We start from the raw sequence: 26,919 nt of genomic DNA, 5'->3' as shown, positions 1-26,919 counted from the left end.
CCCGGCGGCATCAGGCTGCTGCGTTTTCTGCTGCAGCGCTCGGCTCGGCAGCGTCGGCCGTCTCCACGGCGGCCGTCTCCACGTTGGCCGTCTCCCCCTCGGTCTTGACCGAAGGCGCATGGCCATCCCATTCAAACACGGCCATGCTCTCGACGTGGGCGGTATGCGGGAACATATTGACCACGCCCGCAGCCACACAGCGGTAGCCGGCCTGGTGCACCAGCAGTCCGGCATCGCGCGCCAGCGTCGCGGGGTTGCAGCTCACATAGACGATGCGCTTGGGCGGTGTCCAGTCCTTGGCGCTGTCAGGCAGCGGCGCGGTATCGGGCACCTGGTGGCGCGCCTTGTGGATGTCGGCCAGCGCCTTGGACAGCGCAAACGCGCCTTCACGCGGTGGATCGACCAGCCACTTGTCGGCCTGGCCGTCGGCGATCAGCATCTCGGGCGTCATCTCGAACAGATTGCGGGCCACAAAGCGCGTGGGCGCCAGCGCGCTGCCTTCAGGGCGCGTCGCATTGTTGGCGGCATAGTTCTCGTGCGAGCGCTGCACCAGGGTCTCCGAGCCCTCGATGCCCAGCACCTCGCCGGCCATCGTGCCAATCGGCAAGGTGAAGTTGCCCAGGCCGCAGAACCAGTCGATCACCCGCTCGGTCTTCTTGGCATCCAGCAGGCGCAGCGAGCGCGTCACCAGCACCTGGTTGATGTGCGGGTTGACCTGGGTGAAGTCGGTGGGCTTGAACGGCATCGTGATGCCGAAATCGGGCAGCGCATAGGACAGCTGCTCGCCCACGCCATCCATCAGGTGCACGGTGTCCGGCCCCTTGGGTTGCAGCCACCATTGCACCTTGTGGGCTGCAGCAAAATCGCGCAGGCGCTGCATATCGGCGTCGCTCAGGGGCTCCAGGTGGCGCAGCACCAAGGCGGTGACCTGGTCGCCGCAGGCCACCTCGATCTGCGGGCAGGTCTCGCGGGCATCGAGGCTGCCGATCAGCGCGCGCATCGGCATCAGCAAGGCATCGACATGGGGCGGCAAGATCTTGCAGGTTTCCATGTCGGCGATGTAGCGGCTCTTGCGCTCATGGAAGCCCACCAGCACCTTGCCCTTCTTGGCGACATAGCGCACCGACAGGCGCGAGCGGAAGCGGTAACCCCAGCTGGGGCCCTCGATGGGGCGCATCACCGTCTCGGCCACCACCTTGCCCAGGTGCCAGAGGTTGTCTTCGAGCACGCGCTGCTTGGTCGCGATTTGCGCGCCCACATGCAGATGCTGCATCTTGCAGCCGCCGCAGGCGCCGGCATGCAGGCCAAAGTTGGGGCAGCCGGGCCGCACGCGCTGCGACGACTCGCGGTGGATCTGCAGCAGATCGGCCTGCTCCCAGTTGTTTTTCTTGCGCCGGGTCTTGGCACTCACCCATTCGGTAGGCAGCGCGCCATCGACAAAGACGACCTTGCCATCGGCACGGCGCGCCACGCCCTGGGCGTCCATGTCCATGGACACGATCTTCAAAGCATCTGCGGGGAACTGGGCCGCTTCGGCGGCATCGGGGGATTCGGGAATATTCTGTGGGGTCTGCGCTTGGCTCATCCCGGTATTTTCGCAGGCTGGGCAATGGCCTGCGGCCAACCTCTGGCAATTTGGCGTGCGGGAGCGCAAAAAATCACGGTGGAGCCCAGATCAGCTTTGGCAATGCCGGGTCTTGCTGTGCTGCCGCCTCGTCATACAGGTCCCGGTGGCGCATCACCTCATCCATGTGCCGCTCGGCCCACAGGCGCAGCGCATCCAGCGTGGCAGCCAGCGACTGGCCCAGCGGGGTCAGGCTGTATTCCACTTTGGGCGGCGAACAGGCAAAGACTTCGCGCCGGACAATGCCATCACGCTCCAACGCCCGCAGCGTTTGCGTCAGCATCTTTTGAGACAGGCCCTCAATGCCCTTGCGCAACTGCCCAAACCGCCACGGCCCTGCGCGCAGCAGTCCCAGCACCAGCACCGTCCATTTGTCGGCTACGCAGTCCAGCACCTGTCTGGTGGGGCAGGTGGCGAGATAGGGGTTCCAGGCGGGGCGGCAGGGGTCGATGGTCACTTTTTGGTTCCTATGTCACTTTTCAGTGTCTTATTGCAACTATTTATCGCCACCTTTAAGCTCATCATTTTCATGCATCTGCTCAATGCAGCTTGCGTTTATTCAACGAGGAATGACTATGAACACAGCACAGAACATGGATGTCGTACGCGGCTACTTCGAGGCAGTCGCACGAGGCGATCTCGACGGCGTTGGCGCCGCTTTCAGTGACGATATTGAATGGCACCAGCCCGGCAAGGGCACGTTATCTGGACTGCACCGTGGTAAGGCTGCCGTCTTCGCGCTGCTGGGCCAGTTCATGCAGCGCAGCCAGGGAAGCTTTCGCATCGACAAGGTCGGCCCGCTGATGGCACAGGGCGATCTGGTCAGCACCTCCTTGCACTTCTGCGCTGAAAAGCCAGGTGCAGCCATCGCCATGTCGGGCATTGATGTGCTGCGGGTTGAGAACGGACTCATCCGGGAGGTCTGGCTGTTCTCCGAGGACCAGGACGCAGAAGACGCCTTCTGGGGCTAACAGCGCTATGCAGGCCAGCATGGTACATGCCTGCTTCAAAAACACGAAGGGCAGCCACGCTGCCCTTCGGTATTTGGTGATGCGCTTACTGCGCGGTGATCATGCTGCCCAGGCTCAACTGGTCAGTGACCATGTTGGCGCTGCTGGACGTCAGCTTTTTGCCGCCGGGCAGTGCATGCACCTCGGTGACGCACACGGCATTGTTGGGCGTGAAGACAACACGGCTGCCGCTGGGCAGCTCGCTTGCCGTCTGGTGCAGCGGCTTGGACATGTCCACTGGAGGCTCAGCACTGCGATACACCACCTCGTTCTTGCTGTCATAGACCGTGTAGCAGGCAGCCTGCGCCCAGGCCGAGGCCGTGAGCGCCAGCATCGCAAGCGCTGTGGATTTGAAGCTGTAACTGGAACCGGACATGGTTGGAACTCCCGCAATATTTTTTATCGATACTGCGAAGTTACCAAATTTTCCTAAACGCTGCATCCCCATTTCCAGGGAAAAGGTCAAGAAAAATCAACCAAAAACAAAAACTTACACAAATGAAGCAAGTCAGCAGGATTTATCAATATCAGTATTGATAATTATTCTCATTCAATGTTATTATTCGTCCATCGCCGCTGTCAGGGGCCTTGCGCATGTACACATGCCCAGCGCCCTCGCAACTGTGATTGTTTCATCGTGGGGCGACTCTTGGGGCCCGTTCAGCTCCAGGGTCGTTTTGGCCAGCCAACGATCTTTTCGCACAGCCACGCATTTTTTCGATGAAACCCGCGCAGCCGATGGGCACTCCCCACCGCAACCGCTGCGACGGTCCTTGCTCAAAACGGCCCTGCCCTGCTGCACCGGCCTGCGACCTCGACAACACCCCCCAAGCTCTGGCACCAACGGGCTACAACTCGCCTTGTCGCAATCCGCTCGAGCGCCTGACCTGGCGCTCCGTCGCCTCTTCCAGCACCGCGAAATTGCTGCTGCCGCCGGCCACAACCGTGAGCCAGCGCTTGGCCCGCGTCAGGCCGGTGTAGACCAGCTCGCGGGTCATGATCGGTGACAGGCTGGGCGGCAATACGACGGCCGCATGGCTGAACTCCGAGCCCTGCGATTTGTGGATGGTCATCGCATACACCGTCTCGACTGCCTGCAGCCGGCTGGGCAGCACCCAGCGCAGGCCCTCGCTGGTCGCAAACACCACGCGCAGCGCGCCCTGCGCTAGAGCGGCGCCACTGGCCCCGCCAGCGTCAAGCGCCTGACCCGCCGGCATCTGCACCGTGATGCCGATATCGCCATTCATCAGCTTGAGGCTGTAGTCATTGCGGGTCACCAGCACCGGGCGGCCCGCATACCAGCCGCTGCTTTGCGCAATCAGCTCGCGGTGGGCCAGCAGCTGGGCAATGCGCTCATTGAGCCCTTCCACGCCCCAGGGGCCGCTGCGCAGCGCGCACAGCACCTGGAACTCGCCATGCGCTTTCAACAGGCGCAGCGCCCATTGGTTCAAGGCCTCGGGGCTGGGGTTGGCCGGCATCTCGCGCAGCACCTGCAGGTAGTGGCCATAGCCCACCGGCCCCGCGTCGCGCTTGGCGGCACTGTCGACAAAGCGCTTGCCGCCGCCATCCAGCACCAGCTGGGCCAGCGACGAATGCGTCAGATCCGGCACCGCATAGGCGGCCAGATCGGGGTAGCCTGCCTTCAGCAGCGGCTTGATCGCCTTGCGCCGCCCGGCATTGACAACACTGGCCAGCTGGCCGATACCGCTGTCGGCATGGAAGCGGTGGCTGACCCGCAGCATGGCCACCGCCTGGTCCAGCGGCTTGCCCGCCATATCCTGCAGCTCAGCTGGCACCTGCTGGCCGGTGACCTGCTGCAGCCACTGCGCCGTTTCGTGCCAATACAGGCCCCGCTCGGACTGGGCGCAGAGCTCCCCCAGCACGGCACCGGCTTCCACCGATGCGAGCTGGTCCTTGTCGCCCAGCAGCACCAGCCTGGCCTGCGGCGGCAAGGCCGACAGCAAGGCCGCCATCATCTCCAGATCGACCATCGAGGCCTCATCGACCACCAGCACATCCAGTGCCAGCGGGTGCTGGGCATCGTGGCGGAAGTGCCGGCTGTCGGGCCGGCTGCCCAGCAGCCGGTGCAGGGTTTGGGCGTCGGACGGGATCAGCGGTTTCAAGCTACGCGCCTCGCCACTGCCAGGCGCTGGCGGCACCGCCGGCAGCTGCGCATCCGCCAGGCGCTGCAAGGCCTGCACGATCGATTCGGACAGGCGCGCTGCCGCCTTGCCGGTGGGCGCAGCCAGGCAGATGCGCAGCGGCCGGCCGTTCTGCTGCAGCGCCATGCTCTGCAGCAGCGCCAGCAGCTTGACCACGGTGGTGGTCTTGCCGGTGCCGGGGCCGCCGGTGATGATGGAAAAGGCGCTGGAGGCCGCCAAGGCGCAGGCCATTTTTTGCCAGTCGGGCGAATCGGTAGCCTGGTCACCCGCCGGTGCAAACAGCTGGTCCAGCGCCTGGCGCAGCATTGCATCTTGCGCGGCGCTGCGGCCCTGGCGCAGATGCTGGCTGGCGGTGATGCGCTGGCCAATCGCCTGCGCCACATCCTGCTCGTACTGCCAGTAGCGGCGCAGATAGAGGCGATCGCCTTGCAGCACCAGCGGCGTGCCGCCCTGGCTGGGCTTGCCGGGCGCGGCCACCAGCGCGCTCGCCTGCAAGGCCGATTGCCACTGCAGCAGGTTGACCTGGGCCAGCAGCTCGCTGGGCAGCGGCAAGGGCGTGGGCTCGGTGGCGCCACTGCCCTGCGCCACGGTATCGGGCGGCAGCGACAGCGCAAAACGGCTGTTGTCCAGGGTGGCCTGCAGATCCAGACAGACATGGCCCCGGCCCAGTTGGTGGCTGGCCAGTGCGGCGGCCAGCAGCACCAGCGGTGATGCGGCGGGATCGAGTTCGTGCAGAAAAAGCACCAGCGCCTGGTCCAGGCTGCGCAGCCAGCCATGGGCGGTCCAGCGCTCTACCGTATGGAGCAGGCTGGCGGTGGCGCCGTTGGGCACGGCCAGCGTGCGGGCAGCCGATCGCTGGGTGGGCAGGCCATCTTGAGCCTGGCCGTTCTCTGGCAGGCCGTCCTGGGGTTCTGTCGTCATTGCATTCATCATCATTGCGCAAACAGCGCATCGAGCGCATCCATCAGTGCACGCGGGGGCTTGTCATGGTAGAGGCCCTGGTGGTCCGCACCGACGCCCCGCAAAAACCAATACCGCACACCGCCCACATCGCGCTCGTAGTCATAACCGGGCAGGCGCTGCTGCAGCAGGCGGTGCAGCGCATAGGTGTACAGAACATACTGCAGGTCATAGCGGTGCTGCAGCACGGCAGCGGCCATGGCTTCTGCCGTGTAGGCGGCACTGTCCGCGCCCAGCCAGTTGGATTTGTAGTCCATCACATAGTAGCGGCCGCCCTGCTCGAACACCAGGTCCATATAGCCCTTGAGCATGCCATGCAGCTGGTTGGCCAGCAGCGCGGGCCGGGGCTGGCCGGGCAGCACATGCTGCTGCACCAGCGCATCGAGCTGGCCGGTCGAGGCCCGGTGGATCGACAGCCAGAACTCCATCTCGACCTGGTAGTCGCCCAGCGACTGCAGTGCCGCAGCTGCCTCGGTTGGGGAGTCACTAGGCACGCCCTGCAACACCAGCGGTGTCTGCAGCCATTGCCGCACAAAGCCTTGCAGCGGCTCGGCCCAATCGGCCCAGCCGCGCACCTGGCAGCGGTAGGCGATGATGCCATCCAATGCCGCAGGCCTGCTGAGCACCGTGGCAAAACCCTCTTGCGCACACCATTCCAGCAGGCCGTGCAGAAAGTTGCCGGCGTCAGGCCCCTTGGGGAAGGCATGCAGGCTGCCGGGCTCCGGCTGGCCCGGTGCGGCCGCATCGGGTGCGGGCTCTTGCGGCTCCAGGTACTGGTCCTGCTGCGCGGTTTCGGGCTCAGCGGCTGTCAGCGCGTCTTCGATCCAGAGGCTTGGCGCCGGCACGGCATAGCCCAGCCGCTCGGTCAGCGCCGAGAAGCTGGCGATCCACCAGTGCTCATCGGCCTGCCGGCGCGGCTGGCGCGCCGCAAAGGCAGCGGGCGGGCGCTCGGGCTGGTAGCGCTGCGGGCTGACTTCGGGCACCGGCTGCACGGCCATTTGCGGACAGCTGCTGGCAAAGTCCTGCAGGTAGGCATGCAGTTCTAGGTCAGGCAATTTTTGCCCGCCGGCCAGCAGGTAGCCGACGGCGCTTTTCTCCAGGCTGCCCGCGCGGCTCATGCCCTTGGCCAGCGGCGCCACGCCCAGCCACAGCGCGTACTGGGCGCGCGTCAGCGCCACATAGAGCAGGCGCATGTCTTCGCTCAGGCGCTCGTCGTTATGGGCGCTGACGGCGTCCTGGTGCTTGTTGTTCAGCTCCACCACCAACTCGCCCGATGCGGCATCGTGGTACTGCGCATAGCCCCGGCTCTTGCCGTCAAAATCGCGCCAGCTGCTGATGAAGGGCAGCAGCACCAGCGGGTACTCCAGCCCCTTGGACTTGTGGATGGTGACCACCTTGATCAGATCGGCATCGCTTTCTAGACGCAGAATTTCTTCCTCGCCCTCGGGGCTGTCCATCTGCTCGGCCAGGCGGCGGATCAGCGCCTGCGCGCCCTCCACCTCGGTCGATGCGCGCTGCAGCCATTCGGCCAGGTGCAGCACATTGGTCAGGCGCCGCTCGCCGCCCGGCTGGGCTAGCCAGCGCGCGGGCAGGTCAAAATCGAGCAGCCACTGGCGCAGCATCGGCAGCACGCCCTTTTTCTGCCACAGCTGCTGCAACACGCGGCTGCGCAGCGCCAGCTGCTCCCAATGCTGCTCATCGTGGTTGAGCCGCTCCAGGTCCTGCCAGGACCAATCCATCGATGCAGTGGCCAGCGCCACGCGCAGCAGGCCATCATGGCCGGGCGCATTGACGGCGCGCAGCCAGCGCAGCATGTCGGCTGCCTCGGCAGTCTGGAACACCGAGTCGCGGTCCGACAGGTAGACGCTGGCCAGGCCCCGGTCCTTGAGCGCATTGCGCACCAGCTCGGCCTCAGCCCGGCCCCGCACCAGAATGGCGATATCGGCTGGGCGCAGCGGCCGGCCCAAGGCATCCGCCGCTGGGCCAAAACCGGCTTGGCCCGCCCGGGCGGCATTGAGCCAGGCCGTGATCTGGCTGGCCGCCGACTGCGCCATGCGCTGGCGGTAGGCCGACTCGGCCACGCCGGTACGCGCGCTCTTGCCGGATGCCGCAGCATCGCCCTGCTCGTCGGCGCCATCGGCCTGCGCTCGTGTGCCGGCATCCAGGGTCCACAAGGTCATCGCTGGCGTGGCCTCGCCCTGCAAAAAGAGTGCGTCGCGGCGGCCGTTGGCATCGACGGCGACAAAGGGCACAGGATTGTGCTGCGCATCCTGGCGAAAGCGGAAGGCCGCGCGGGGATGGCCTTCGGCATGCACAAAGCAGTGGTTGATGGCCTGCACCACCGCCTGCGTGGAGCGGTAGTTGGTGCCCAGCGAGTAATGGCGCCCCTCGGTGGCAGCGCGGGCCCGCAGGTAGGTGTAGATATCGGCACCGCGAAACGCGTAAATGGCCTGCTTGGGGTCGCCAATCATGAACAGGCCCTGCGCCGGGTCGTTGCATTCAATGCGGTAGATGCACTCAAAAATGCGGTACTGCAGCGGGTCCGTATCCTGGAACTCGTCGATCATCGCCACCGGAAACTGGCTGCGGATGCGCTGCGCCAGTGCCTCACCACCGGGCGCCTGCAAGGCGCTATCGAGGCGCTGCAGCAGGTCGTCAAAGCCCAGCTCGGCGCGGCGCTGCTTTTCCGCCTCCAGTGCGCGCTGCACATGGGCAATCGCATGGCGCAGCAGCAGCGGTTGGAGTGGTGTGGCTAACTCTGCGTCTTGCGCTACGGCCTCCAGCCAGGCATCGATGGCGGCAAAGGCCGCATGCTCGGGCACGGTCACGCCCTTTTTGGCCTTGATACCCGATTGGCCAAAGGCCCGAATCTTGGCGGGCGCCGGCTCGCCATCGCTCCAGGCCGCCATGGCGGCGAGCCAGGCCTCGAACACGCCCGGTTCGTCCTTCTTCGGATAGGTGACGCCGTTGAGACCCGGCACGAGCGCAATCAGCAGCTGCTCCAGCTCGGCCCGGTGCTGCTGCCACAGCAGGCGTGCGCTGTTCTCCAGCGCGGTGTGGCGTGCGGCTGCCTCGCTGGCCTGGGCCAGCAATGCGGCCAGATCGACCTGGTCGGCAGGCGCCAGCGCCGCGCCGTCGTAGCGCCAGTCGGCATCCTGGCGACTGAGCATGGGCTGGATGGCCTCTTGCAAGGCCTGCGGCGTGGCAACAACCTGCAGCAGGCTGCGCAGCGAGGTGGCGGGCAGGTCATAAAACTGGCGGCGCCAGTAGTCCTGCACCACCTGGGTCAGCAGCTCGCTCTGGTCGGTGATGAGGCTTTGCTGGAACAGGCTGCCGCTGTCAAACGCATGCTCGCGCAGCATGCGGTAGCACCAGCTGTGGATGGTGGACACCGCCGCCTCGTCCATCCAGTTCGCGGCCTCGTGCAGCAAACGGGCGCAGGCGGGCCAGCGGCTGGCGGGGTAGTCGGCGCGCAGCGCCAGCAGCAAGGGGTCTGCTGCCGCTTCGCTACCGGTCTCTTCCGGCTTCTGCGCAAACAGCTGGGCGGCTTCGGACAGGCGCTGGCGAATGCGGTCGCGCAGCTCTTGCGTGGCGGCATCGGTAAAGGTCACCACCAGGATATCGGGGGGCGCCAGCGGCCGGCCAAAGGCCTGCTCGCCGCCATGCTGCAGCACCAGCCGCAGGTAGAGCGCGGCGATCGTATAGGTCTTGCCGGTGCCGGCGCTGGCCTCGATCAAGCGGCTGCCCCAGAGCGGAAAGCGCAGCGGCTCGAGTGGCAAGGTGGTATCGCTTGGCATCGCGCTCATTGCGGCCCCTCCCCATCACCCGCATCGCCCGCATCACCCTCCGCAAAGCGCGCCAGCGCCTGCGGATGCTGGCCATTGACCAATTGCACATGGTTCAGCATGTCGCCATAGAGCTGCTGGGCGACATCCAGCAGACCGGCGGCCAGCAGCGCATCAAAATCCGGAAACACCCGGGCCAGTTCGGCCGAGCGCTGCAGCTCACCGGTGCCCCGGTAGCTGTCGTCATAGAGCGCCGCGAGCTGGCCGGCCGATGCCGTGGGCGCCAGGCTGGCGATGGAGGTGCGCACAGCGGCTGGCAAGGGCGCGCGCATGCCTTGCTGCCACAGTACCAGCAACTGGCGCCAGGCCGCTTGCGCAGCGCCAGCGGCCTGCGCGGGAAACACCGCAATTCCCGATTCGGTACAAACCACCGTCGTCAGCGCCTGGCCCGCGTTGTGCCAGGCCAGGTGCTCGACCCAGGCGCGCACCAGGCGGTCATAGCGCAGCTGCTCGCCAGCATGCAAGCGGCCGGCAGACAGGCTGATCTTGGCGGCATGCTGCTGGCCGGAATCGGCCCAGCGCAGGCCGCGCAACCAGTCGGCCACGGCTGGGCCCTCTGCGCCATCGCTGTAGCGCAGCTCCAGTGCTGCGCTGCTCGCCTGCGGCCAGTAGCGCAGCGCCGCCGCATAGACCTGCAAGGCACGCTGGGCGGCGTCGCAAGCGGGCTCCAGCGCGCAATCGGCAAAGGCACGCAGCGGCAGGCGCCCCTCCAGCCGCAGCCGCTGGGCAGCGGCATCGAGCTGCGCGCGCAGGCGGGGCGCATCGCCCGCCGCTTCGGGGTTGTCACGCACCCAGGGCTCCAAGGCGCTCAGCAAGCTGGCCTGCAAGGCCCAGGCCTGCAGGCCATCGGGCGCAAACATCTCTTCGTCCTGGCCGGTCAGGTCCTCGTCCTCAAAATACACACGCAGGCGCTGGCGAAAGAACGCAGCCACCGGCTTTTGCGCAAAGTCCTGCAGTTGGCGCAGGTTCAGCGCGGCCTCCAGCCCCATCTCGGGCAAGGCCTCCAGCGCGTCTTCGCCCGACTCGGTCTGCAGGCCATCGCCATGCACGCCATGCACGCCATGCCATTCCTGCGCATAGGTGTAGAGGCCATCGCTGCCCGCCTGCGAGGGCGGCTGCGCAAAGTAACGTGGGCTGAAGGGCTGCAGCGGGTGCTCCTGCGTGAGCGCGCGCAGCAGCGCTTCGCCAGCGGCAGGGCCTGCCAGGCCAGCGGGAGCATTGGCCAGTTGCCAACCCTGGGCCAGATGGTCGCGCAGCTGGCCGATCAGCACCGAAGGCGGCCTGGCTGTGCTGTCGCGGATGCTGCGCCCCACCCAGCTGATGTAGAGCTGCTCGCGCGCCGACAGCACGGCCTCCAGCAGCAGGTAGCGGTCATCATCGCGGCGCGAGCGGTCGCCGGGCCGGTACTGCTGGCGCATCAGGTCAAAATCCAGCACCGATACCGGGCGCGGGTAGGCGCCGTCATTCATGCCCAACAGGCAGACCATGCGAAACGGAATCGCGCGCATGGGCATCAGGCTGCAAAAGCTCACCGATCCCGCCATAAAGCGCTGGTTCAGGCTGCTGGCATCCATGCCGGCCAGCCAGGCTTCACGCGCGACCGACAGCGGCAGGGCCTCATCAAACACAGCCGCTTCGCACTGGCCCAGCCAGCGCTCCAGGCCCTGGATCAGCTGCATCTGCAGCAGCTTTTCATGTTCTTGCTGAGGGTCAAACAACAAGGCCAGCACCTCGCGGGCGCGCTCCACCCAGGTGCTGGGCGGCAGGTCCTGTGCCAACAAATCGCAGGCCTGCTCCAACGCGCGCAGCAAGGCTGCTAGGCCGCCCAGCGCAGCGGCATCGAGGCCACCAATCTCGTCGTAGGGCTGGATGTCGCCGAGCGCCTCGCCACGGCCTACCGCAAAGCCCAGCATCATGCGGCGCAGGCCAAAGCGCCAGCTGTTGATTCCGCCCGCCTGCGCCAGGCCAATGCGGGCGCGCTGGGCTGCATCCAGCCCCCAGCGCACGCCGGAGCCCTCAATCCAGCGGTGCAGCAAAGCGAGGTCGTCCGGGTCAATGCCAAAGCGTTGGCGCAGGGCATCGACGGCCAGGAGATCCAGCACTTCGCTCACCGCAAAGCGGCTTTCGGGCATGGCCAGCACATGCTCCAATGCCACCAGCATGGGCTCGCGCCCGCGCTGGCTCTGGTCGGCCAGCGAATACGGAATAAAGCGTGCATCGCTGCGCGCGATGCGGCCAAACACCGCATCGATATGCGGCGCATAGACCTGGATATCGGGCACCATGACGATGATGTCGCGCGGCCGCAGGCTGGGATCTGCACCCAAGCGGGCGAGCAGCTGGTCATGCAGCACCTCCATCTCACGCTGTGGGCTGTGCGCGGTCTGAAAGCGGATGGAGCTGTCCTGCGCCGGGTCCACTGCCGGCCACAGCGCGCGGCTTTCGGCCAGCGGCCGCAGGTCCAGGATGTCGTCCTGCAACTGGGCCAGCATGTGGCTGGGCTCGGCCTCGCCAAACAGGTCAATGCGCCCGCCATTGACGGGGCCCAGCAGCGAGGCGTACTGGTCCGGCTGGTCAAACTCGTCAATCAGGTGGATGTAGTCGCGCCCCTGCTTGCCCCAGGCGGCCAGCAGCGGGTGGGCATGCTGGTGCAGGTCATCGTCATCGATGAGCCCCTGCATGCTGCCCTTGCGCTGCTGCCGCCGGTACTGGTGGCGCAGCAAATCCTTGTCGGCAACAATGTCCGACCAGTGGTGGCGGCAGGGGTTGTGCACGCACAGCAGCACTTGGCAGCTGCGCGAGATGGCGGCCAGCGCCTGCAAGGTCTGCGCCGGCATCGACGAGATGCCAAACACCACCACGCGGCGCGGCAGGCCGGGGTTGCGCGCCTGAGGCACAGGCAGCATTTGCGGCGCTTGCGGCGACTGCAGGTACTGCACAAAGCGCTGGTGCACGGCGGCGCGGCTGGTCTCCATGCCGGCCGCGCCCACATCGTCCAGCAGCGCGCGCCATAGCTGCGCCTGCCAGCGCTGCTCTTCATCGAGCGGCTGGACATCGCCGCGCGCGCTGCGCAGCTGGTCGCGGCCCTCGGCCCAGTCGCGCAGCCAGTCGGCGCGGTAGACCTGGTACTGGTCAAACAGATCGGCAATGCGCTCGGCCAGTTGGTAGCGCCGGCGCTGGTCATGGTCCTCGGCCAAAAAGCGTTGCAGCGCGGCAAACGCGGGCTGGGCCAGCAGATCGGGCAAGAGGCGCATCAGCCGCCAGGTGAGCGGCTGCTTGTCCAAAGGCGATATCTCGGGCACCTCGTGCTTGCCCAGCACCGCCCGGTAGGCCTGCCACAGGAACTGCGCAGGCAGCTGCACATCGACAGCAGCGGTGATGCCGCAGCCGCCCTCCGCCACCGGCTGGGCCATCGACAGCTTGAGCCACTGCGCAATGCCATTGCTTTGCACCAGAATCGTCTCGCTCTCCAGGGGCCGGAGCGGGTAGCGCTGCATCCAGGCCACGACCAGGTCCCGCAAAGCCTCCGGATGGTTGCTGTGTATCACCATCAGGCCGGGGGTCATCGCATGGACGGGGGAGGATTGCATCAGAGGAGGAAGATCAGTCAGGATGTGCCAGTTGGGGACTGTAACGCAGGCCACCGCCTGCTGGCGTCTCCCAGCGCGGCGCGGGCAAGAAAAAAGGCAGCCGAAGCTGCCTGTGCGAAGTGGTGCGGGGCCCGCCTCAGTCCACCGTCGCGCCCGAGGACTTGACCACCGGCGCCCAAGCCGCCACTTCGGACTTGATAAAGGCACCAAACTGCTCGGGCGTGTTCTTCTCGGCCACGGCGCCGAGCTTTTCATAGGCTTCCTTGACCTGGGGCTTGTCAAAGGCGCGGTTCATCGCGGCATTGAGCTTCGCCACCACTTCAGGCGGCGTGCCGGCCGGCGCAATCAGACCAAACCAGGACGAGACATCAAAAGGCTTGATGCCGCTCTCTTCCATCGTCGGCAGATCGGGCGCGGTGGGCGAACGCTTGGTGGTGGTCACGGCCAGCGCCTTGAGCTTGCCAGCCTTCACATGCGGCCAGGCCGACGGCATGTTGTCGAACATGAACTGCACCTGGCCGGCCATCAGATCGGTGAGCGCAGGCGAGCTGCCCTTATAGGGAATGTGCTGGGTCTTGAGGCCCGTGCGCAGCTTGAACAGCTCCCCTGCCATGTGGATCGAGGTGCCGCTGCCCGAGGACGCGTAGGAGACCTTGTCGGGATTGGCCTTGGCAAAGGCGATCAGCTCTTGCACATTGTTGGCCGGCACGCTGGGGTTGACCACCAGCACATTGGGCACCTTGGCGCCCAGGGCCACCGGGGCAAAGTCCTTTTCCAGGTCAAAGCGCACCTTGGGGTAGAGGGTCTGGTTGATCGCGCTGGTCACTGCAACAAACAGCAGGGTGTAGCCATCGTTCTCGGCGCGGGCCACCTGCTCGGTGGCGATATTGCTGCCGGCGCCCGGCTTGTTGTCCACGACGAAGGACTGGCCCAGCTCGGCCGTCAGCTCCTTGGCCATGATGCGCGCGACCACATCGGTGGTGCCGCCAGCAGAAAAGCCCACCACGACACGCACGGCGCGCTCGGGGTACTTCTTGGGATCGGCGGCCTGCGAGGCCAGGGGCAGCAGGGCTGCGGCGCCCAGCAAGGTGGCGGCCAGAACGTTGCGGCGCGAGGGCAGGCATGCGGCCGCAATGCGGCTGCGCGAGAATGGGCTCATGGTGTCTCCTTGGCACCTGGACGCTGAGCACATCCAGGCGATTGGCTTATTGGCTTATGGTGGCTGCAGCCTGGTGTGGCTGCATGCCCCTGGGGCTTGGTGCCCCGAAAGCGGAGATTGTGCCACGGCCAAAAGGCCTGAAACCCAGATACCCTTTAGGCGATGAGCGGTTGGCGAATGGGCAGTTGCGAGCGCTGTCCGCGAGCGCTCAAACCGGCCGTACCGCCCGCTCCTGGGCCAGCTTCTCGAGCATGCGGCGCGTGATCGATTGGCTCGCGCCGCCGCTGGCCACAAACAGGAACATGGTCGAGCGCGCATTGGTCCAACTCAGCTGCTTGGGCACCCAGCCACCGCCTTGACCCAGGAACTCCAGCCAGACCCCGGCCTCCAGGCGCTTGCCGCCAATCCACAGCCCCACGCTGTCGGGCTTGGGGGCATCGAGCATGGAGCCCGTCACGATGATGGCGGGCTCATCCTCACCCATGGCGTCCACGGCCTCGGGCAGCTGCGCCCAGGCCGATGGGGTTGGCGCAGGCGACAAGGCCGTGGCCGCCGCCGCAGCGGGCAATGGCGCGGCCACGGCCGGCACCGCATGGCGACCCTCTTCCTGCACCATTTGCAGTTCCACCAGCGCGCTGGGCGCCATCTGGGCCACGGCCGTGAGCACCGGCGCAATGCGCTCGGGCATCCAGCCAATGCTGGTCAGGCCGGCCTTCAGGCGCGTGAGCAGCGAGGGGATCAGCATGTCTGCATCGCTGTGCATGCTGGCACTGGCATTGGCCCCTGCCAGCGCCAACACATCGTCCACCGCCTCTTGGTAGGCGCGGTAATGCGATGAGTCCTGGCCTGAGCGCTCGGCCGCCTGCAGCAGCACCTTGGGCCAGGCGCCCGTCAAGGCCGCCAGCAGCGCCGGGTCCACATCAAAGCTGTGCAAGCTGGTGGCCAGGCGCAGCATCACTTCGGCCTCGATCTGCTCCAGGTTGGCAGACGCGCCAGGGCCTGGCGTGGCGGCGCTGGCTGCCAGCGGCGCCGGCTGCAGCGCAGGCTCGGGCTGATAGCCGGGCTTGGGTGCGGGCTGCGCGAGCACCTCGCGCTCTGCCTGCATCTGGGCCAGTTGCGCCCAGTCGGATTCAGGGCTGATGCTGATCAGGCCCGACGCGCCCCACTGGCTCTCCAGCAGCATGCTGCTGGAGTAGCCCGAATCATCGACATCCTGCAGCGCCGATGACAGCCGGGGCTTGAGCCGCACGCCAAAGCGGCTGAGCGCCTGGGCGAAATCTGCCGCACTGGGCTGGGCCAGGGCCGACAGCGTCTCGACCGTCTCGGTCACCAGCTGCGGGAACTGCGGATCGGACAGCGCACGGCCCTCTTCCTTGAGCACGGTGGCCTTGTCGACAATGGTCTGCACCAGCATGCGGGCGGGGTGGTCGGCATCAGTCCAGAACGAGCTGTCCTGCGCAGCCATGCGCTCCATCACCGGAATCAGTGTTTTGTAGGCCCGGACGGCGCCCACGGGGCAATGCGCGGGGATGTCGAACAAGGTCTTGGTCCGCTGCACAAAGCTGCGGGTGTTGTCTTTGGCGACGCGGCGCTTGAGCTCGGCCTTGGCCAGCAGCTCGGCATAGCTGTTCATCGCCAAGGTCATGATGCGCTGGTAGCTGGTCTGCAGATGGTCGGCCATGACGCCCACCATGTCGGGCAGAAACAGCGCGGTTGCATCGGCAGAAATCTCCACGTCGCTCAAGGTGGCCTGCAGGCTGTCGAGGTAGACGGTGTGGTGCAAGGGGTTGCCATTGCGCCAGTAGCGGGTGATCTTGCGCAAGGGCCGGTAGACGCGCTCCAAACCCGTCAGGCTCTGCTCGGTCTGCTGCAGCAGGTTGATCTGCATGCGGCCCCATTCGATCTGGGCCCGCAGCGCGTTGCGGTCTTCCTGCAAGCCACCGGCCTGGCCCTGGCCGCTCATCTGCGCGTGGTAGTCCTCGCGCTTGCCCTCCGCAATCGCAAACACGGCCTGGCGCAGGCGCAGTGCATAGGCGAGCGGCAGCTGCGCCTTCTTGCTGGCCAGCTGGGATTGCGCGTACAGCAACAATTGTTGATCTTGTGCGTTGCTGTAAGACGACAACTGCGCAGCCAGAGACGCCAAAGCCGCATTGCCCATGGCGGCCATCAAAGGCTCGGCCTCATGCAATGCCTGCTCCAGACAGGTGTCAAATACCGATACGGCCCGTTGCTCCACGCTTCACCTCTCCCAGTTGAAACGCCCGGCGCTTGGCGAAAGCGACGGGCGTACGGTGTGGGTTTACTTCAGGGCTTTGTAGCGCATCCGCTTGGGCGCTGCCCCTTCTTCTCCCAACCGCTTCTTCTTATCTGCCTCGTATTCCTGATAGTTTCCATCAAAAAATACCCATTGGCTATCCCCTTCCGCCGCCAGGATGTGGGTCGCAATGCGGTCCAGGAACCAGCGGTCGTGGGAAATGACCAATACTGTACCCGCATATTCCAGCAAGGCGTCTTCCAGTGCACGCAGGGTTTCCACGTCCAGGTCGTTCGAGGGTTCGTCCAACAGCAGCACATTGCCGCCCTGGATCAGGGTCTTGGCCAGGTGCAGGCGGCCGCGCTCACCACCGGAGAGGTTGCCCACCTTCTTTTGCTGGTCCTGGCCGTTGAAGTTGAAGCGGCCCGCATAGGCACGCGAGGCCATCTGGAACTTGCCCACGTTGATGATGTCCAGACCGCCGGAGATGTCCTCCCACACGGTCTTTTCATTGGCCAGCGCATCACGGTGCTGGTCCACAAAGGCCATCTTCACGGTCTGGCCGATTTCGACCTCACCCGAATCAGGCTGCTCCTTGCCGGCGATCAGCTTGAACAGCGTGGACTTACCCGCGCCGTTGGGGCCGATGATGCCGACGATGGCGCCAGCCGGAATGTTCATGCTCAGATTGTCGATCAGCAGACGGTCGCCAAAGGCCTTGGAGACATTCTTGAACTCGATCACGCGGCTGCCCAGACGCTCGGCCACAGGAATGAAGATTTCCTGGGTTTCATTGCGTTGCTGGTATTCGTAATCGCTCAGCTCTTCAAAGCGGGCAATACGGGCCTTGGACTTGGCCTGGCGGCCCTTGGCGTTCTGGCGCACCCATTCGAGCTCCTTCTTCAGGGCCTTGGCGCGGGCTTCCTCGCCCTTTTGCTCCTGCTCCAGACGGTTGCCCTTTTGCAGCAGCCAATCGGAGTAGTTGCCCTTGTACGGAATGCCGTGACCACGGTCCAGTTCCAGAATCCATTCAGCCGCATTGTCCAGGAAGTAGCGATCGTGGGTGATGGCCACCACGGTGCCGGTAAAGCGGTGCAGGAACTGTTCGAGCCAGTCCACCGATTCGGCGTCCAAGTGGTTGGTCGGCTCGTCGAGCAGCAGCATGTCGGGCTTGGACAACAGCAGCTTGCACAGCGCCACGCGGCGCTTTTCACCACCAGACAGCTGGCCGACGATGGCATCCCAGGCGGGCAGGCGCAGCGCGTCGGCCGCGATTTCGAGCTGGTGCTCGGAGTCGGTGCCAGCAGCGGCGATCACGGCTTCCAGCTGGCCTTGCTCGGCAGCGAGCGCATCGAAGTCGGCGTCTTCTTCGGCATAAGCGGCATAGACCTCTTCGAGGCGTGCCTTAGCATTGTTGACTTCGGCCATCGCCTCTTCAACCGCCTGGCGCACGGTGTGCTCGGGGTTGAGCTGGGGCTCTTGCGGCAGGTAGCCAATCGACAGTCCCGCCATCGGGATGGCTTCGCCTTCGAACTCCTTGTCGACGCCCGCCATGATCTTGAGCAAGCTGGACTTTCCCGAACCGTTCAGACCCAGCACACCGATCTTGGCGCCCGGGAAAAAGCTCAGAGAAATACCCTTCAGAATCTGTCGCTTCGGAGGAACCGTCTTGGTGACGTTGTTCATCGAAAAAACGTATTGAGCCATGTGTTCTTTTGGTAAATCAGTAAAAAAATATGCGATTTTTGATCGCGGCCACCCTGGGATTATCGGTGCATGCGACAATACCTGCAGTCAAAGGCTCCAGTTGCCTAGGACTTCAGCGCTAATGCTGGGGACGATGGACACAGTTCCGGGCTCCCTCTTTGAACCCATCTGCCTACCTGACTGGCTGCAATTATTCCAAAAAATTGCTTAGACGAGGCCGATACCCAGCGTCCAGGTTGGACGCATCTGATCCAATGAACTTTGAAGAACTGAATCTGGCACCTGCCATTGTGCAGGCTGTGCGCGAACAAGGCTACGACACGCCTACCCCTATCCAAGCCCAGGCTATCCCGCTCGTGCTACAAGGCTGCGATTTGCTGGCCGGCGCACAGACGGGCACTGGCAAGACGGCCGCTTTCACGCTGCCCATGCTCCAGCGCCTGACCCAATCCGAGGGCAGCCGCAACAAATGGGGCAACAAGGCCATCCGCGCACTGATTCTGGCCCCCACCCGCGAGCTGGCGGCCCAGGTTGAAGAAAACGTGCGCCTCTACGCGACGCACCTGGACATCAAGTCCACCGTCATCTTTGGTGGCGTGGGCATGAACCCGCAGATCGACCGCATCAAAAAGGGCGTCGATGTGCTGGTGGCCACTCCTGGCCGCCTGCTCGACCTGCAGCAGCAAGGCTTTCTGGACCTGTCCACGGTCGAGATCCTGGTGCTCGACGAAGCCGACCGCATGCTCGACATGGGCTTCATCCACGATGTCAAGAAGGTGCTGGCCCTGGTGCCCAAGGACAAACAAAGCCTGCTGTTCTCGGCCACCTTCAGCGATGAAATCCGCGAACTGGCCAATGGCCTCTTGAAGAACCCCCAGTCCATCCAGGTGACGCCGCGCAACACCACGGTGCAGCGCATCAAGCAGGTGATCCACCCCGTGGGCCGCGGCAAGAAAAAGCAGGTGCTGCTGCACATCGTGCAGGAGAACAACTGGAGCCAGGTGCTGGTCTTCACCCGCACCAAGTTCGGCGCCAACAATGTGGCCGAATACCTCAGCAAGAATGGCGTCTCTGCCATGGCCTTGCACGGCAACAAGAGCCAAAGCGCCCGCACCCAGGCCCTCGAAGGCTTCAAGTCCGGCGACCTGCGCGCGCTGGTGGCCACCGATATTGCCGCGCGCGGTATCGACATCGACGAGCTGCCCAACGTGGTTAACTACGAGATCCCCAATGTCTCGGAAGACTATGTGCACCGCATTGGCCGCACCGGCCGCGCCGGCCGCGAAGGCAATGCCGTGAGCCTGGTGTGCATGGATGAAGAAGGCTTCATGATGGACATCGAGCGCTTCACCAAGCAGGACATTCCCGTGCAGGTGCTCGAAGGCTTTGGTCCCGAAGAAGGCGAAAAGGCCGAGCCCATCGCCATGGGCCGCCAGACCATCTGGGGCGGCGCAGGCAAGGCCCCTGGCCGTGATGTGATGCAGGCCGCAGCCAAGGCTGCGCGCCAGGAAATGATGGAACGCGTGCGCACCAACAAGGTAGCACGTGGCCCCGGCGGCAACGCGGGCGGTGGCCAGCGCGGCGGCAATGCCAAGCGCAGCCCCGGCCCACGCGCTGAGCGCGCCGAGGGCGGTGCAGAGTTTGGCGGCGAAGGCATGGACCAGGCACGCCGCGAGCAGCGCCCACCACGCCGCGACGGCCGCCAAGGCCCACGCCACCCATCGGCTGAGGCACGCGGCCCACAGCGCCAATCGCAAGGCCCACGCCCAGCAGGCGCCGGTGCAGGTCGCGGCCCGCGCCAGGACAACGAACGCCAGCCACGCGCTGATGCCCACCTGGGCACGCAGTTTGGCGGCACGGTCGACGGCCGTGACCACCGCCGCAGCGGCGCGGCCCAGCCCGATCCGATGCGCACCAGCGTGGACAGCATGGCCGAGCGCGGCCGTCGCGGCGGCTTTGGCGGTGGCAACCGCAATGGCGGCGGCGGTGGTGGCGGCCGAGGTGGCCGCAACCACTCCTTCTCGCGATAAATCGCGTCAACAGCGTTCTGGGTCGTCGCATTTCTGTCGCCATCGCTGATGGCAGTTGATTTGGACGCCCAATTCCGCTAGGGTTAGGCCGCATTCGAAAGCGAGTTTCATGCGGCCTTTTTCTATGCCCTCTTCTGCTGCCAACCCTGCAGCACCCGCCCTGGCCCCCGATACCTTGACGGTCGCCACCTGCAATGTGCTCAATCTGGCGCTGCCCGAGCGGGAGTTCTACGCCAACCAGGCGCCCTACACAAGAGCGCAGTACGAGCGCAAAGTGCAGTGGTTGGGCGGCCGCTTTCAGACGCTGAACGCCGATATTTTGGCCGTGCAGGAGGTGTGGGATGAAGCGGCCTTCAGCGAGGCGCTGGCCGCCAGCGGCCTGCACTACCACTATGCGGCCGTGCCCGGTGCAGAAAACAGCGAGGGCCGGTCTGGCGCCAGCGGCACCCCGCGCGTGGGGCTGGCTACGCGGCTGAAGGTACTGGCCACGCGCTCGTTCACCGATTTTCCCGCCGGGCTGGGCCAGCCCATTCCGGGCTTGGGCGTTCATACCCGCTTTGAGCGCCCGCCGCTCGTGGCCACCTTGCAGATGAAGCGCGGCCAGATCCTCACGGTGCTGACCTGCCACCTCAAATCCAAGCGCCCCAAGTTCCTGCTCGATGCCAACGGCCATCCGCTCGAAGACCGCGACAACCCCAAGATCGCCGCGCTGGCCTCCCTGCGCTCACTGGTGATGCGCGGCGTGGAGGCCACAGCGCTGCGCTGCCTGGTGATCGACCTGCTGCGCCACACGCGCATGCCCTTGGTGGTGCTGGGCGACTTCAATGACACACCCGACAGCGTCACCACGCAGATGATCTCTGCCAGCTCCGAAGTGGCCTATGACCGCAAGGCCCGCGATCGTGCGCTGTTCACTGCCTTTGATCTGCTGGGTGATGCCGCGCTGAAAAAAGATGTGGCCTATTCCCACATCCACCAAGGGGCGCCCGCAGTGCTCGACCAGATTCTGGTCAGCGAGGAATTCGACCCACGCAGCCGCCATGCCGTGGGCGATGTGCGCCGCGTGGATTACTTCAACGACCACCTGCATGAAGGGCGCGACCGCAGCCGCTCGGACCACGGTTTTGTGCGCGCGCTGCTGCGCATGCGGGCAACGACACCCGGCGCAAGTGCCGGGGATTTATCGCCCGACCTGGATTCCGCTGGTACATTCGAGCGGTCGAACGACGGCGCCTAGCTCGCTGCAACGCGGAACTGAACCCTTGGGGGCCTCCGAGGAACTCGCCCGCCAGGCGGCACCGCAGCGGCTGATAGCGCCGCCGACACAGTGTGTTTCAAGATACGCACGGAAACTTATTGTTTCGCACCCATCCTACGTGAAAGCCCCACGCGGCTTTGCATAATGGCAACGTATTTTTCAGGAGGGGCGTGATTCGTCACGCACAACAACGATGATGAAACCCGACGCAGTATCCCCATCCACCCAGCGCGCGATGCCAGGCTGGACCAGCCTGACTGTCATCGCCGCAGCGCTCGCGCTGTCGGCCTGCTCGAGCACGCCGCTGCCAGCCTGGAACAGCACGCCCATCACGGGCGGCCAGCCAGCGCCAGGTACGGTGACCACCAAACCGGCCAGCGGCCCCAGCCCCGTGCAGATCCCGGGCATCGGCAGCGCCGGCGTGGTCTCCACCCCAGTCGAGACGGTTCCGCTGCAAGGCAGCCCTCTGGGCGGATGGAAGGAGAGCGACGAAGTCGCTGCCCGATTTCCCGATCCCGAGCGCAGCTACGCCACGCCAGGACTGAGCGCAGGCCGCACCACCTACACCAGCAATGCCGAGCTGGGCCAGTGGCTGCGCCAACTGGCCACGCCAGGCCAGTCCGGCACCAAGGCCGAGCTGGTCACCGCCGGCACCTCGCAGGATGGCCAGCCCATTTTGGCGCTGCTGCTGACCCGCGCTGCCAGCACCAGCTTGCATGACCTGGACCAAAGCCAGCGCCCTACCGTGCTGCTGGTTGGCCAGCAGCACGGTGATGAGCCTGCCGGCAGCGAAGCGCTGCTGGCCCTGGCCCAGGACCTCAAGCAAGGCCCGCTGGCCTCAGTGCTCGACAAGATCAACGTGCTGCTGGTGCCCCGCGCCAACCCCGATGGCGCAGCCGCTGGCCGGCGCAGCACCGCCAATGGCCTGGACATGAACCGCGACCATCTGCTGCTGCAGACGCCCGAGGCCCAGGCGCTGGCCAAGCTCAGCCGCATCTACCGCCCCATTGCGGTATTTGATGCCCATGAGTTCACCGTGGCTGGCCGCTATCTGGAGAAGTTCAAGGGCGTGCAGCGCTATGACGCGCTGCTGCAAACGCCGACCACCGCCAATGTGCATGAGTTCATCGCCAAGGCGTCGACGGAATGGTATTTGCTGCCCATGCAAAAGGCGCTGACCGAGCAAGGACAGAGCACCAACTGGTACTACACCACCACCCGCGACCCGCAAGACCTGTCACTGTCCATGGGCGGTGTGCGCCCCGATACGGGCCGCAATGTGAACGCGCTCAAGAACGCCGCGACGATGCTGGTCGAGACCCGGGGTGTCGGCATTGGCCGCGCGCATATCCAGCGGCGCGTACACAGCCAGTATGTGGCGCTCGCCTCTGCACTGCAGACCACCGCCCAGCGCACCAAGGAGCTCGAACAGGTACGCAACTACGCAAACCGCGACATCGCCTCCCAGGCCTGCCGGGGCGAGTTCACGCTGGAGGCGCAACAAACCACGGAAAAGCGCCGCGTGGTCTTCCTCGACCCGCAAACGGGTGAGGAGATGCAGCAGGAAGTGGACTGGCACTCCTCCGTCAAGCTCAACCCCGGCCCCAAGCGCGCACGCCCTTGCGGTTACTGGCTGGCGGGCCATGCCACCGACGCTGTCGACAAACTGCGCGCGCTGGGCCTGCAAGTGCTGCGCGTGGCCGAGCCCGGCAATCTGCTGGCCGACACCTACCAGGAGCAAGAACGCAGCAGCAGCGCCAAGAGCGATGTATTAGGTCCAGGGCAGCAAAGCGTGGAGCGCGTCAAGGTCGGCCTGGAGCGCGTCGCCATCGATGTGCCCGAAGGCAGCTACTACGTGCCGCTGAACCAGTCGCTGGCCAATGTGGCGATTGCGGCGCTGGAGCCCGACACGCAAAGCAGCTTTTTCGCCAACCACATCATCTCCAGCCTCAACGATGTGGCCCGCTCGATGAACAACCCCTCGCTGGTTTACGAAGAGACCGAATAAGCGCTACTCGACCCTGGGCGCTATGCATTGACCGGTGCATGGCTGCCTCCAGCGTAGAAAATGCCCGCAGTATTTTGGAACTGCGGGCATTGCTTTTTCCAGCTGGCCGCTGGCCGCTGGCTGCAACAAGCCTAGTAATCCAAGCCCTCTCCCTCTTTTGGCTTGACCGCCTCTGTGGCGAGTCTGGAGAGGTTGATTCAGTGCATAATGACGCCCAGTCATATAAGCAAAGATGACCAGTGCGGACCGCTCCGCAAATCTTCGGTTGAGGTAAAGCCCATCAAGGCAGGCACCTCCATCAATCAAGCATCTGCCCGTAGCTCAGTTGGATAGAGCAACAGCCTTCTAAGCTGTGGGTCACTGGTTCGATCCCAGTCGGGCAGGCCATATTCTCCTATGGCAGGCTGCAGTCGCAATCCCAAAAATCGCATCCCCAAACGCTGATAAGGCTACAGCGATGGGTCAGGCAATGGCAGCTGTCAGATGGCAAGAGTCATGCAATGCAAAAAAGCCCCTTTCGGGGCTTTTCATGTCTGATCATCGACGCAGCAATTATTTCTTGGCGTACTCAAACTTAGGCAATGCCTTGAGCGCATCCTTGGTCGCACCCGGCAATGTGATCTTGTCATTTTGCACGCGGAACTGGCCCACAGGGATCGCCACATCATGCTTGCCAACGCCCAGGAAGCCACCAGCACCGATGATGGCATAAGAGACGGCCTTGTCGGGCGCAACGATCACGTCGTCGATCTTGCCCACGGACTTGCCCTCTTCGTTGTAGACGCTCTTGCCGAGAACCGACTTCTTGAGGCTCCAACCCGTGGCAACGGCCTGGATCTCGGTCTGCTCCACACCCAGCCTAACGCCACCGGCGACGGGCACTTGCGTCTGCGCAAAGGCGGAGCCCGCAGCCACCGTGACCGCAAATGCGCCCAGCATCAAAATAGACTTGGATTTCATCGTCAGCTCCTTATTGCTTGGCGGCGTCCTTGACCGCCTCTTGCACATGGCCCGCTGCCTTCTGGGTCTTGCCTGCCACCTGCTTGGCAATGCCCTTGGCCTGCTGCTCGGGGCTGTTGACCACCTCGCCGACCTTTTGCTGGACCTTGCCGGCCGCATCTTTGACGGCACCTGCAACTTGGTTCTTGTTCATGCTTTTTCCTTCAGTGGTGTTGCAAAGCAACGTTGGGACGGCTCAACGATAGCGCGCGACCCAATGGAAAAAGTTAGGTGCACCACTTGTCAGGCAGTGGGGAAAGGCTTACAGCCGCTTGTTATCGGACAGCGTATCCCTTGCATATGCGGGCTGCTGGGCAGTGGTGATAAAGGCGGATGGTGCACAGCGTAAGTATCAAGCTTGTCCACCCGCCTATTGAGGCAGCAGATGCGTGCTCGCTGCTGGGCTACCGAGGACCGGGGCCAAACCAAGACCCAGGCCGCCGAGCAAAACAGTAGGGATTGCCACAAAGCCGGCACCGAGGACGGGTACTAACCCCTACAATCGCCCACCCATCTTTTAGATTATTTGTTTTTGTTTGGTTTTTTTCATAGTTTTTGCGCATTTGGCACAGCTATGACAATGATTGGCAATGTGTATCAATTGTGAGCGAATAATAGATGCATAATCCGCCCAGACCTTTTAATAGCCAGTTCCTCTAGGAGCTCACCATGCTGCCGGAAATCCTTGTTCGCTCTGATCTGCAATCCCCTCCCCGCGCCATCCAGCTGGAACGCGGTTGCACGGCCATCGGCCGAGGTCCGAGCAGCGGTCTTTTCCTGAGCGACCCGAGCATCAGCCGCGACCATGGGGCCTTTAGTTACTATATTGGCCTGTTGATGGTTGAGGACCATGACAGCACCAATGGCATCTTTGTCAACGGCCGCCGCGTCAAGCGCCAGGTTTTGTATGCGGGTGACCAGGTCAGCGTCGGCCCTTTCCAGATCGTCGTCAAGTCCGGCTCTGTGCCGACCCTGGAGACGCAAGAATAAGCGCCTGCTGCTCCACGAAAAAAGTCCGCATTCGCGGACTTTTTGCATGGCCAAGGCCTGGCCCGTGGCAATCGGGTTCAGCGGCCGGAGAATCAGGCCACCGCTTCCTCGTTGGGGGTCAGCATGAGGCGCCCCACGGCCTTGCCTTGCTCCAGCGCCACCAGCGCCGAGAACGCCTTGCTGAAATGCATGCAGGTCGTTGGCACCGGGCTCAGTTTTTTGTCGCGCACCAGCGCGATCAGCTCGCGCAGATCACCGAGGTTGCCCACATAGGTGCCTTGGTAGGTAATGGCGCGGATCGCATGCGTGGGGGTGGGCAGATCCACATGGCCGCCAAACAGACCAATCTGCACCAGGTGGCCGCCCTTGGTCAGCATGTCGATGCCCTGCTGCACGGTCTGGCTCGAGCCCACGCAGTCAATGATGGCCCAGACGGCACCACCGGCAGCCTGCTTGACCTGCGCGATAAAGTCCGCCGACTTGGGATCGATGACGACATCGGCGCCCGCATTCAATGCCGCCGCATGCTTGCTGGCATCGGGCTCGACCACCACGACGCCAGCGCCACCCATAGCCTTCATCAGCAAGATGGCCATCAGGCCCAGGCCGCCAGCGCCAAACAGCACGACCTTCTCGTCCTTGAACACCTGGGGGGAGATCTTCTTGATCGCGCTGTAGGTGGTCAGGCCCGAGCAGGCATAGGGCGCAGCGCGCTCGGCGGGCATGTCGCCGATGTCCACCAGGTAGTAGGCATGGTTGACCAGCACATGGTCGGCGTAGCCGCCATTTTGGTACACGCCCATCGATTTGCCAGCCAGGCACAGGTTCTCATCACCGCGCTTGCAGACCTTGCATTCGCCGCAGCCATGCCAGGGGAAGACCACATAGCGCTTGCCAACCTCGACACCCTTGGCGTCCGGGCCCATCGCCACCACCTCGCCTGCAATTTCGTGGCCCAGGGTCAAGGGCAGCTTCATGCCGCGGTCGGCCATCGACAGCTTCTTGCCATTGCCCAGGTCGTATTCGCCATGCCAGATGTGCAGGTCCGAGTGGCACACGCCTGCGGCCTCGATGCGCACCAGCACCTGGTCTCCGGTCGGTACGGGGGTTGGGCGCTCGCTGCGCACCAGGGGTTCACCAAAGCCGGTGACGTCATAGCTGATCATGCGATCTCCTTGTTGCTTGTTCGTTGTAATGAGCCGGGCCATCAGGCCTGTCTCGATGCCTGTCAGATCAGCATATTAGTGCGGCCGTTTTTCTGCACAAGCTGGCTATCACGCACACCAGTCGCATTGGCGATAAAGGGCAGCCAAGCCGTCATCC

The 26,919-nt window shown here is 64.5% G+C and carries 17 protein-coding genes and 1 tRNA gene; 6 read left to right on the top strand and 12 right to left on the bottom strand.

The features are described from left to right. Nucleotides 1-10: 10 nt before the first annotated feature. Together rlmD and WH265_RS11625 are read right to left on the bottom strand one after the other, a co-directional pair. A complete protein-coding gene (gene rlmD, locus WH265_RS11630) occupies nucleotides 11-1,585 on the bottom strand; it encodes a 23S rRNA (uracil(1939)-C(5))-methyltransferase RlmD (RefSeq protein ID WP_339558371.1) in 1,575 nt (524 codons plus the stop codon). 73 nt (nucleotides 1,586-1,658) lie between these two features. Beyond that, nucleotides 1,659-2,081 carry a winged helix-turn-helix transcriptional regulator gene (locus WH265_RS11625; protein WP_339558370.1) on the bottom strand — a complete coding sequence of 141 codons (423 nt, stop codon included), beginning with the start codon at nucleotides 2,079-2,081 and terminating at the stop codon, nucleotides 1,659-1,661. Between the two features lie 118 nt (nucleotides 2,082-2,199). On the opposite strand from WH265_RS11625, the gene WH265_RS11620 reads away from it, so the two are divergent. Further along, nucleotides 2,200-2,595, top strand: coding sequence for a nuclear transport factor 2 family protein (locus tag WH265_RS11620; protein WP_339558369.1), 396 nt, complete (start codon nucleotides 2,200-2,202; stop codon nucleotides 2,593-2,595). Nucleotides 2,596-2,680: 85 nt separating this feature from the next. Here the strand turns inward: WH265_RS11620 and WH265_RS11615 are convergent, their stop codons facing one another. From WH265_RS11615 to ettA, 7 genes are all read right to left on the bottom strand, one after another. Further along, nucleotides 2,681-3,010: a hypothetical protein gene (locus WH265_RS11615; protein ID WP_021026027.1), complete on the bottom strand. Its 330-nt coding sequence runs from the start codon at nucleotides 3,008-3,010 to the stop codon at nucleotides 2,681-2,683. A 472-nt stretch (nucleotides 3,011-3,482) separates the two neighbouring features. After that, nucleotides 3,483-5,717: an exodeoxyribonuclease V subunit alpha gene (gene recD, locus WH265_RS11610; RefSeq protein WP_339558368.1), complete on the bottom strand. Its 2,235-nt coding sequence runs from the start codon at nucleotides 5,715-5,717 to the stop codon at nucleotides 3,483-3,485. An 11-nt stretch (nucleotides 5,718-5,728) separates the two neighbouring features. Continuing rightward, a complete protein-coding gene (gene recB / locus WH265_RS11605; protein WP_339558367.1) occupies nucleotides 5,729-9,562 on the bottom strand; it encodes an exodeoxyribonuclease V subunit beta in 3,834 nt (1,277 codons plus the stop codon). Continuing rightward, nucleotides 9,559-13,191 carry an exodeoxyribonuclease V subunit gamma gene (recC, locus tag WH265_RS11600; protein WP_339558366.1) on the bottom strand — a complete coding sequence of 1,211 codons (3,633 nt, stop codon included), beginning with the start codon at nucleotides 13,189-13,191 and terminating at the stop codon, nucleotides 9,559-9,561. Before recC ends, recB begins: the two co-directional genes overlap by 4 nt. Before the next feature lie 136 nt (nucleotides 13,192-13,327). Then, on the bottom strand, nucleotides 13,328-14,350 hold the full coding sequence (locus tag WH265_RS11595) for a tripartite tricarboxylate transporter substrate binding protein (protein WP_021025452.1): 1,023 nt from the start codon (nucleotides 14,348-14,350) through the stop codon (nucleotides 13,328-13,330). A gap of 208 nt (nucleotides 14,351-14,558) precedes the next feature. After that, complete coding sequence (locus tag WH265_RS11590; protein ID WP_339558365.1) at nucleotides 14,559-16,586, bottom strand: DUF1631 family protein; 2,028 nt, start codon at nucleotides 16,584-16,586, stop codon at nucleotides 14,559-14,561. A gap of 63 nt (nucleotides 16,587-16,649) precedes the next feature. Beyond that, a complete protein-coding gene (gene ettA / locus WH265_RS11585; RefSeq protein ID WP_027010548.1) occupies nucleotides 16,650-18,311 on the bottom strand; it encodes an energy-dependent translational throttle protein EttA in 1,662 nt (553 codons plus the stop codon). 254 nt (nucleotides 18,312-18,565) lie between these two features. Here ettA and WH265_RS11580 point away from each other — a divergent pair, with 254 nt between their 5' ends. The 4 genes from WH265_RS11580 (at nucleotide 18,566) to WH265_RS11565 (ending at nucleotide 23,994) form a co-directional block, all read left to right on the top strand. Then, nucleotides 18,566-20,341 (top strand): DEAD/DEAH box helicase, encoded by a 1,776-nt coding sequence (locus WH265_RS11580; RefSeq protein WP_339535010.1) that lies wholly within the window; start codon nucleotides 18,566-18,568, stop codon nucleotides 20,339-20,341. Between the two features lie 124 nt (nucleotides 20,342-20,465). Next, entirely contained in the window at nucleotides 20,466-21,578 is a 1,113-nt protein-coding gene (locus WH265_RS11575; protein ID WP_339558364.1) for an endonuclease/exonuclease/phosphatase family protein, read from the top strand. A 214-nt stretch (nucleotides 21,579-21,792) separates the two neighbouring features. After that, on the top strand, nucleotides 21,793-23,607 hold the full coding sequence (locus WH265_RS11570; RefSeq protein ID WP_339558363.1) for a M14 family metallopeptidase: 1,815 nt from the start codon (nucleotides 21,793-21,795) through the stop codon (nucleotides 23,605-23,607). Between the two features lie 310 nt (nucleotides 23,608-23,917). Next, nucleotides 23,918-23,994: transfer RNA gene (locus tag WH265_RS11565), tRNA-Arg, on the top strand. A 165-nt stretch (nucleotides 23,995-24,159) separates the two neighbouring features. Here the strand turns inward: WH265_RS11565 and WH265_RS11560 are convergent. Together WH265_RS11560 and WH265_RS11555 are read right to left on the bottom strand one after the other, a co-directional pair. Beyond that, on the bottom strand, nucleotides 24,160-24,546 hold the full coding sequence (locus WH265_RS11560) for a PRC-barrel domain-containing protein (RefSeq protein ID WP_445228524.1): 387 nt from the start codon (nucleotides 24,544-24,546) through the stop codon (nucleotides 24,160-24,162). A 31-nt stretch (nucleotides 24,547-24,577) separates the two neighbouring features. Then, on the bottom strand, nucleotides 24,578-24,760 hold the full coding sequence (locus WH265_RS11555; protein ID WP_339558361.1) for a CsbD family protein: 183 nt from the start codon (nucleotides 24,758-24,760) through the stop codon (nucleotides 24,578-24,580). Between the two features lie 515 nt (nucleotides 24,761-25,275). Here WH265_RS11555 and WH265_RS11550 point away from each other — a divergent pair. Further along, a complete protein-coding gene (locus tag WH265_RS11550; RefSeq protein ID WP_084635905.1) occupies nucleotides 25,276-25,596 on the top strand; it encodes an FHA domain-containing protein in 321 nt (106 codons plus the stop codon). 92 nt (nucleotides 25,597-25,688) lie between these two features. Here WH265_RS11550 and WH265_RS11545 read toward each other — a convergent pair whose 3' ends face one another. Beyond that, entirely contained in the window at nucleotides 25,689-26,762 is a 1,074-nt protein-coding gene (locus tag WH265_RS11545; RefSeq protein WP_339558360.1) for an alcohol dehydrogenase, read from the bottom strand. Between the last annotated feature and the right edge of the window lie 157 nt (nucleotides 26,763-26,919).

The organism is Comamonas sp. MYb396 (assembly GCF_037479555.1).
Taxonomy (GTDB): domain Bacteria; phylum Pseudomonadota; class Gammaproteobacteria; order Burkholderiales; family Burkholderiaceae_C; genus Comamonas.
The sequence above is the reverse complement of the archived record's forward strand: the minus strand, read 5'-3'. Positions and strand labels throughout refer to the sequence as shown.

What these genes read in the sequence shown, in the direction of transcription:
- rlmD (WP_339558371.1), bottom strand. Translation starts at nt 1,585, where the DNA reads ATGAGCCAAGCGCAGACCCCACAGAATATTCCCGAATCCCCCGATGCC.
- WH265_RS11620 (WP_339558369.1), top strand. Translation starts at nt 2,200, where the DNA reads ATGAACACAGCACAGAACATGGATGTCGTACGCGGCTACTTCGAGGCA.
- WH265_RS11615 (WP_021026027.1), bottom strand. Translation starts at nt 3,010, where the DNA reads ATGTCCGGTTCCAGTTACAGCTTCAAATCCACAGCGCTTGCGATGCTG.
- recD (WP_339558368.1), bottom strand. Translation starts at nt 5,717, where the DNA reads ATGACGACAGAACCCCAGGACGGCCTGCCAGAGAACGGCCAGGCTCAA.
- recB (WP_339558367.1), bottom strand. Translation starts at nt 9,562, where the DNA reads ATGAGCGCGATGCCAAGCGATACCACCTTGCCACTCGAGCCGCTGCGC.
- recC (WP_339558366.1), bottom strand. Translation starts at nt 13,191, where the DNA reads ATGCAATCCTCCCCCGTCCATGCGATGACCCCCGGCCTGATGGTGATA.
- WH265_RS11595 (WP_021025452.1), bottom strand. Translation starts at nt 14,350, where the DNA reads ATGAGCCCATTCTCGCGCAGCCGCATTGCGGCCGCATGCCTGCCCTCG.
- ettA (WP_027010548.1), bottom strand. Translation starts at nt 18,311, where the DNA reads ATGGCTCAATACGTTTTTTCGATGAACAACGTCACCAAGACGGTTCCT.
- WH265_RS11580 (WP_339535010.1), top strand. Translation starts at nt 18,566, where the DNA reads ATGAACTTTGAAGAACTGAATCTGGCACCTGCCATTGTGCAGGCTGTG.
- WH265_RS11575 (WP_339558364.1), top strand. Translation starts at nt 20,466, where the DNA reads ATGCCCTCTTCTGCTGCCAACCCTGCAGCACCCGCCCTGGCCCCCGAT.
- WH265_RS11570 (WP_339558363.1), top strand. Translation starts at nt 21,793, where the DNA reads ATGATGAAACCCGACGCAGTATCCCCATCCACCCAGCGCGCGATGCCA.
- WH265_RS11560 (WP_445228524.1), bottom strand. Translation starts at nt 24,546, where the DNA reads ATGCTGGGCGCATTTGCGGTCACGGTGGCTGCGGGCTCCGCCTTTGCG.
- WH265_RS11555 (WP_339558361.1), bottom strand. Translation starts at nt 24,760, where the DNA reads ATGAACAAGAACCAAGTTGCAGGTGCCGTCAAAGATGCGGCCGGCAAG.
- WH265_RS11550 (WP_084635905.1), top strand. Translation starts at nt 25,276, where the DNA reads ATGCTGCCGGAAATCCTTGTTCGCTCTGATCTGCAATCCCCTCCCCGC.
- WH265_RS11545 (WP_339558360.1), bottom strand. Translation starts at nt 26,762, where the DNA reads ATGATCAGCTATGACGTCACCGGCTTTGGTGAACCCCTGGTGCGCAGC.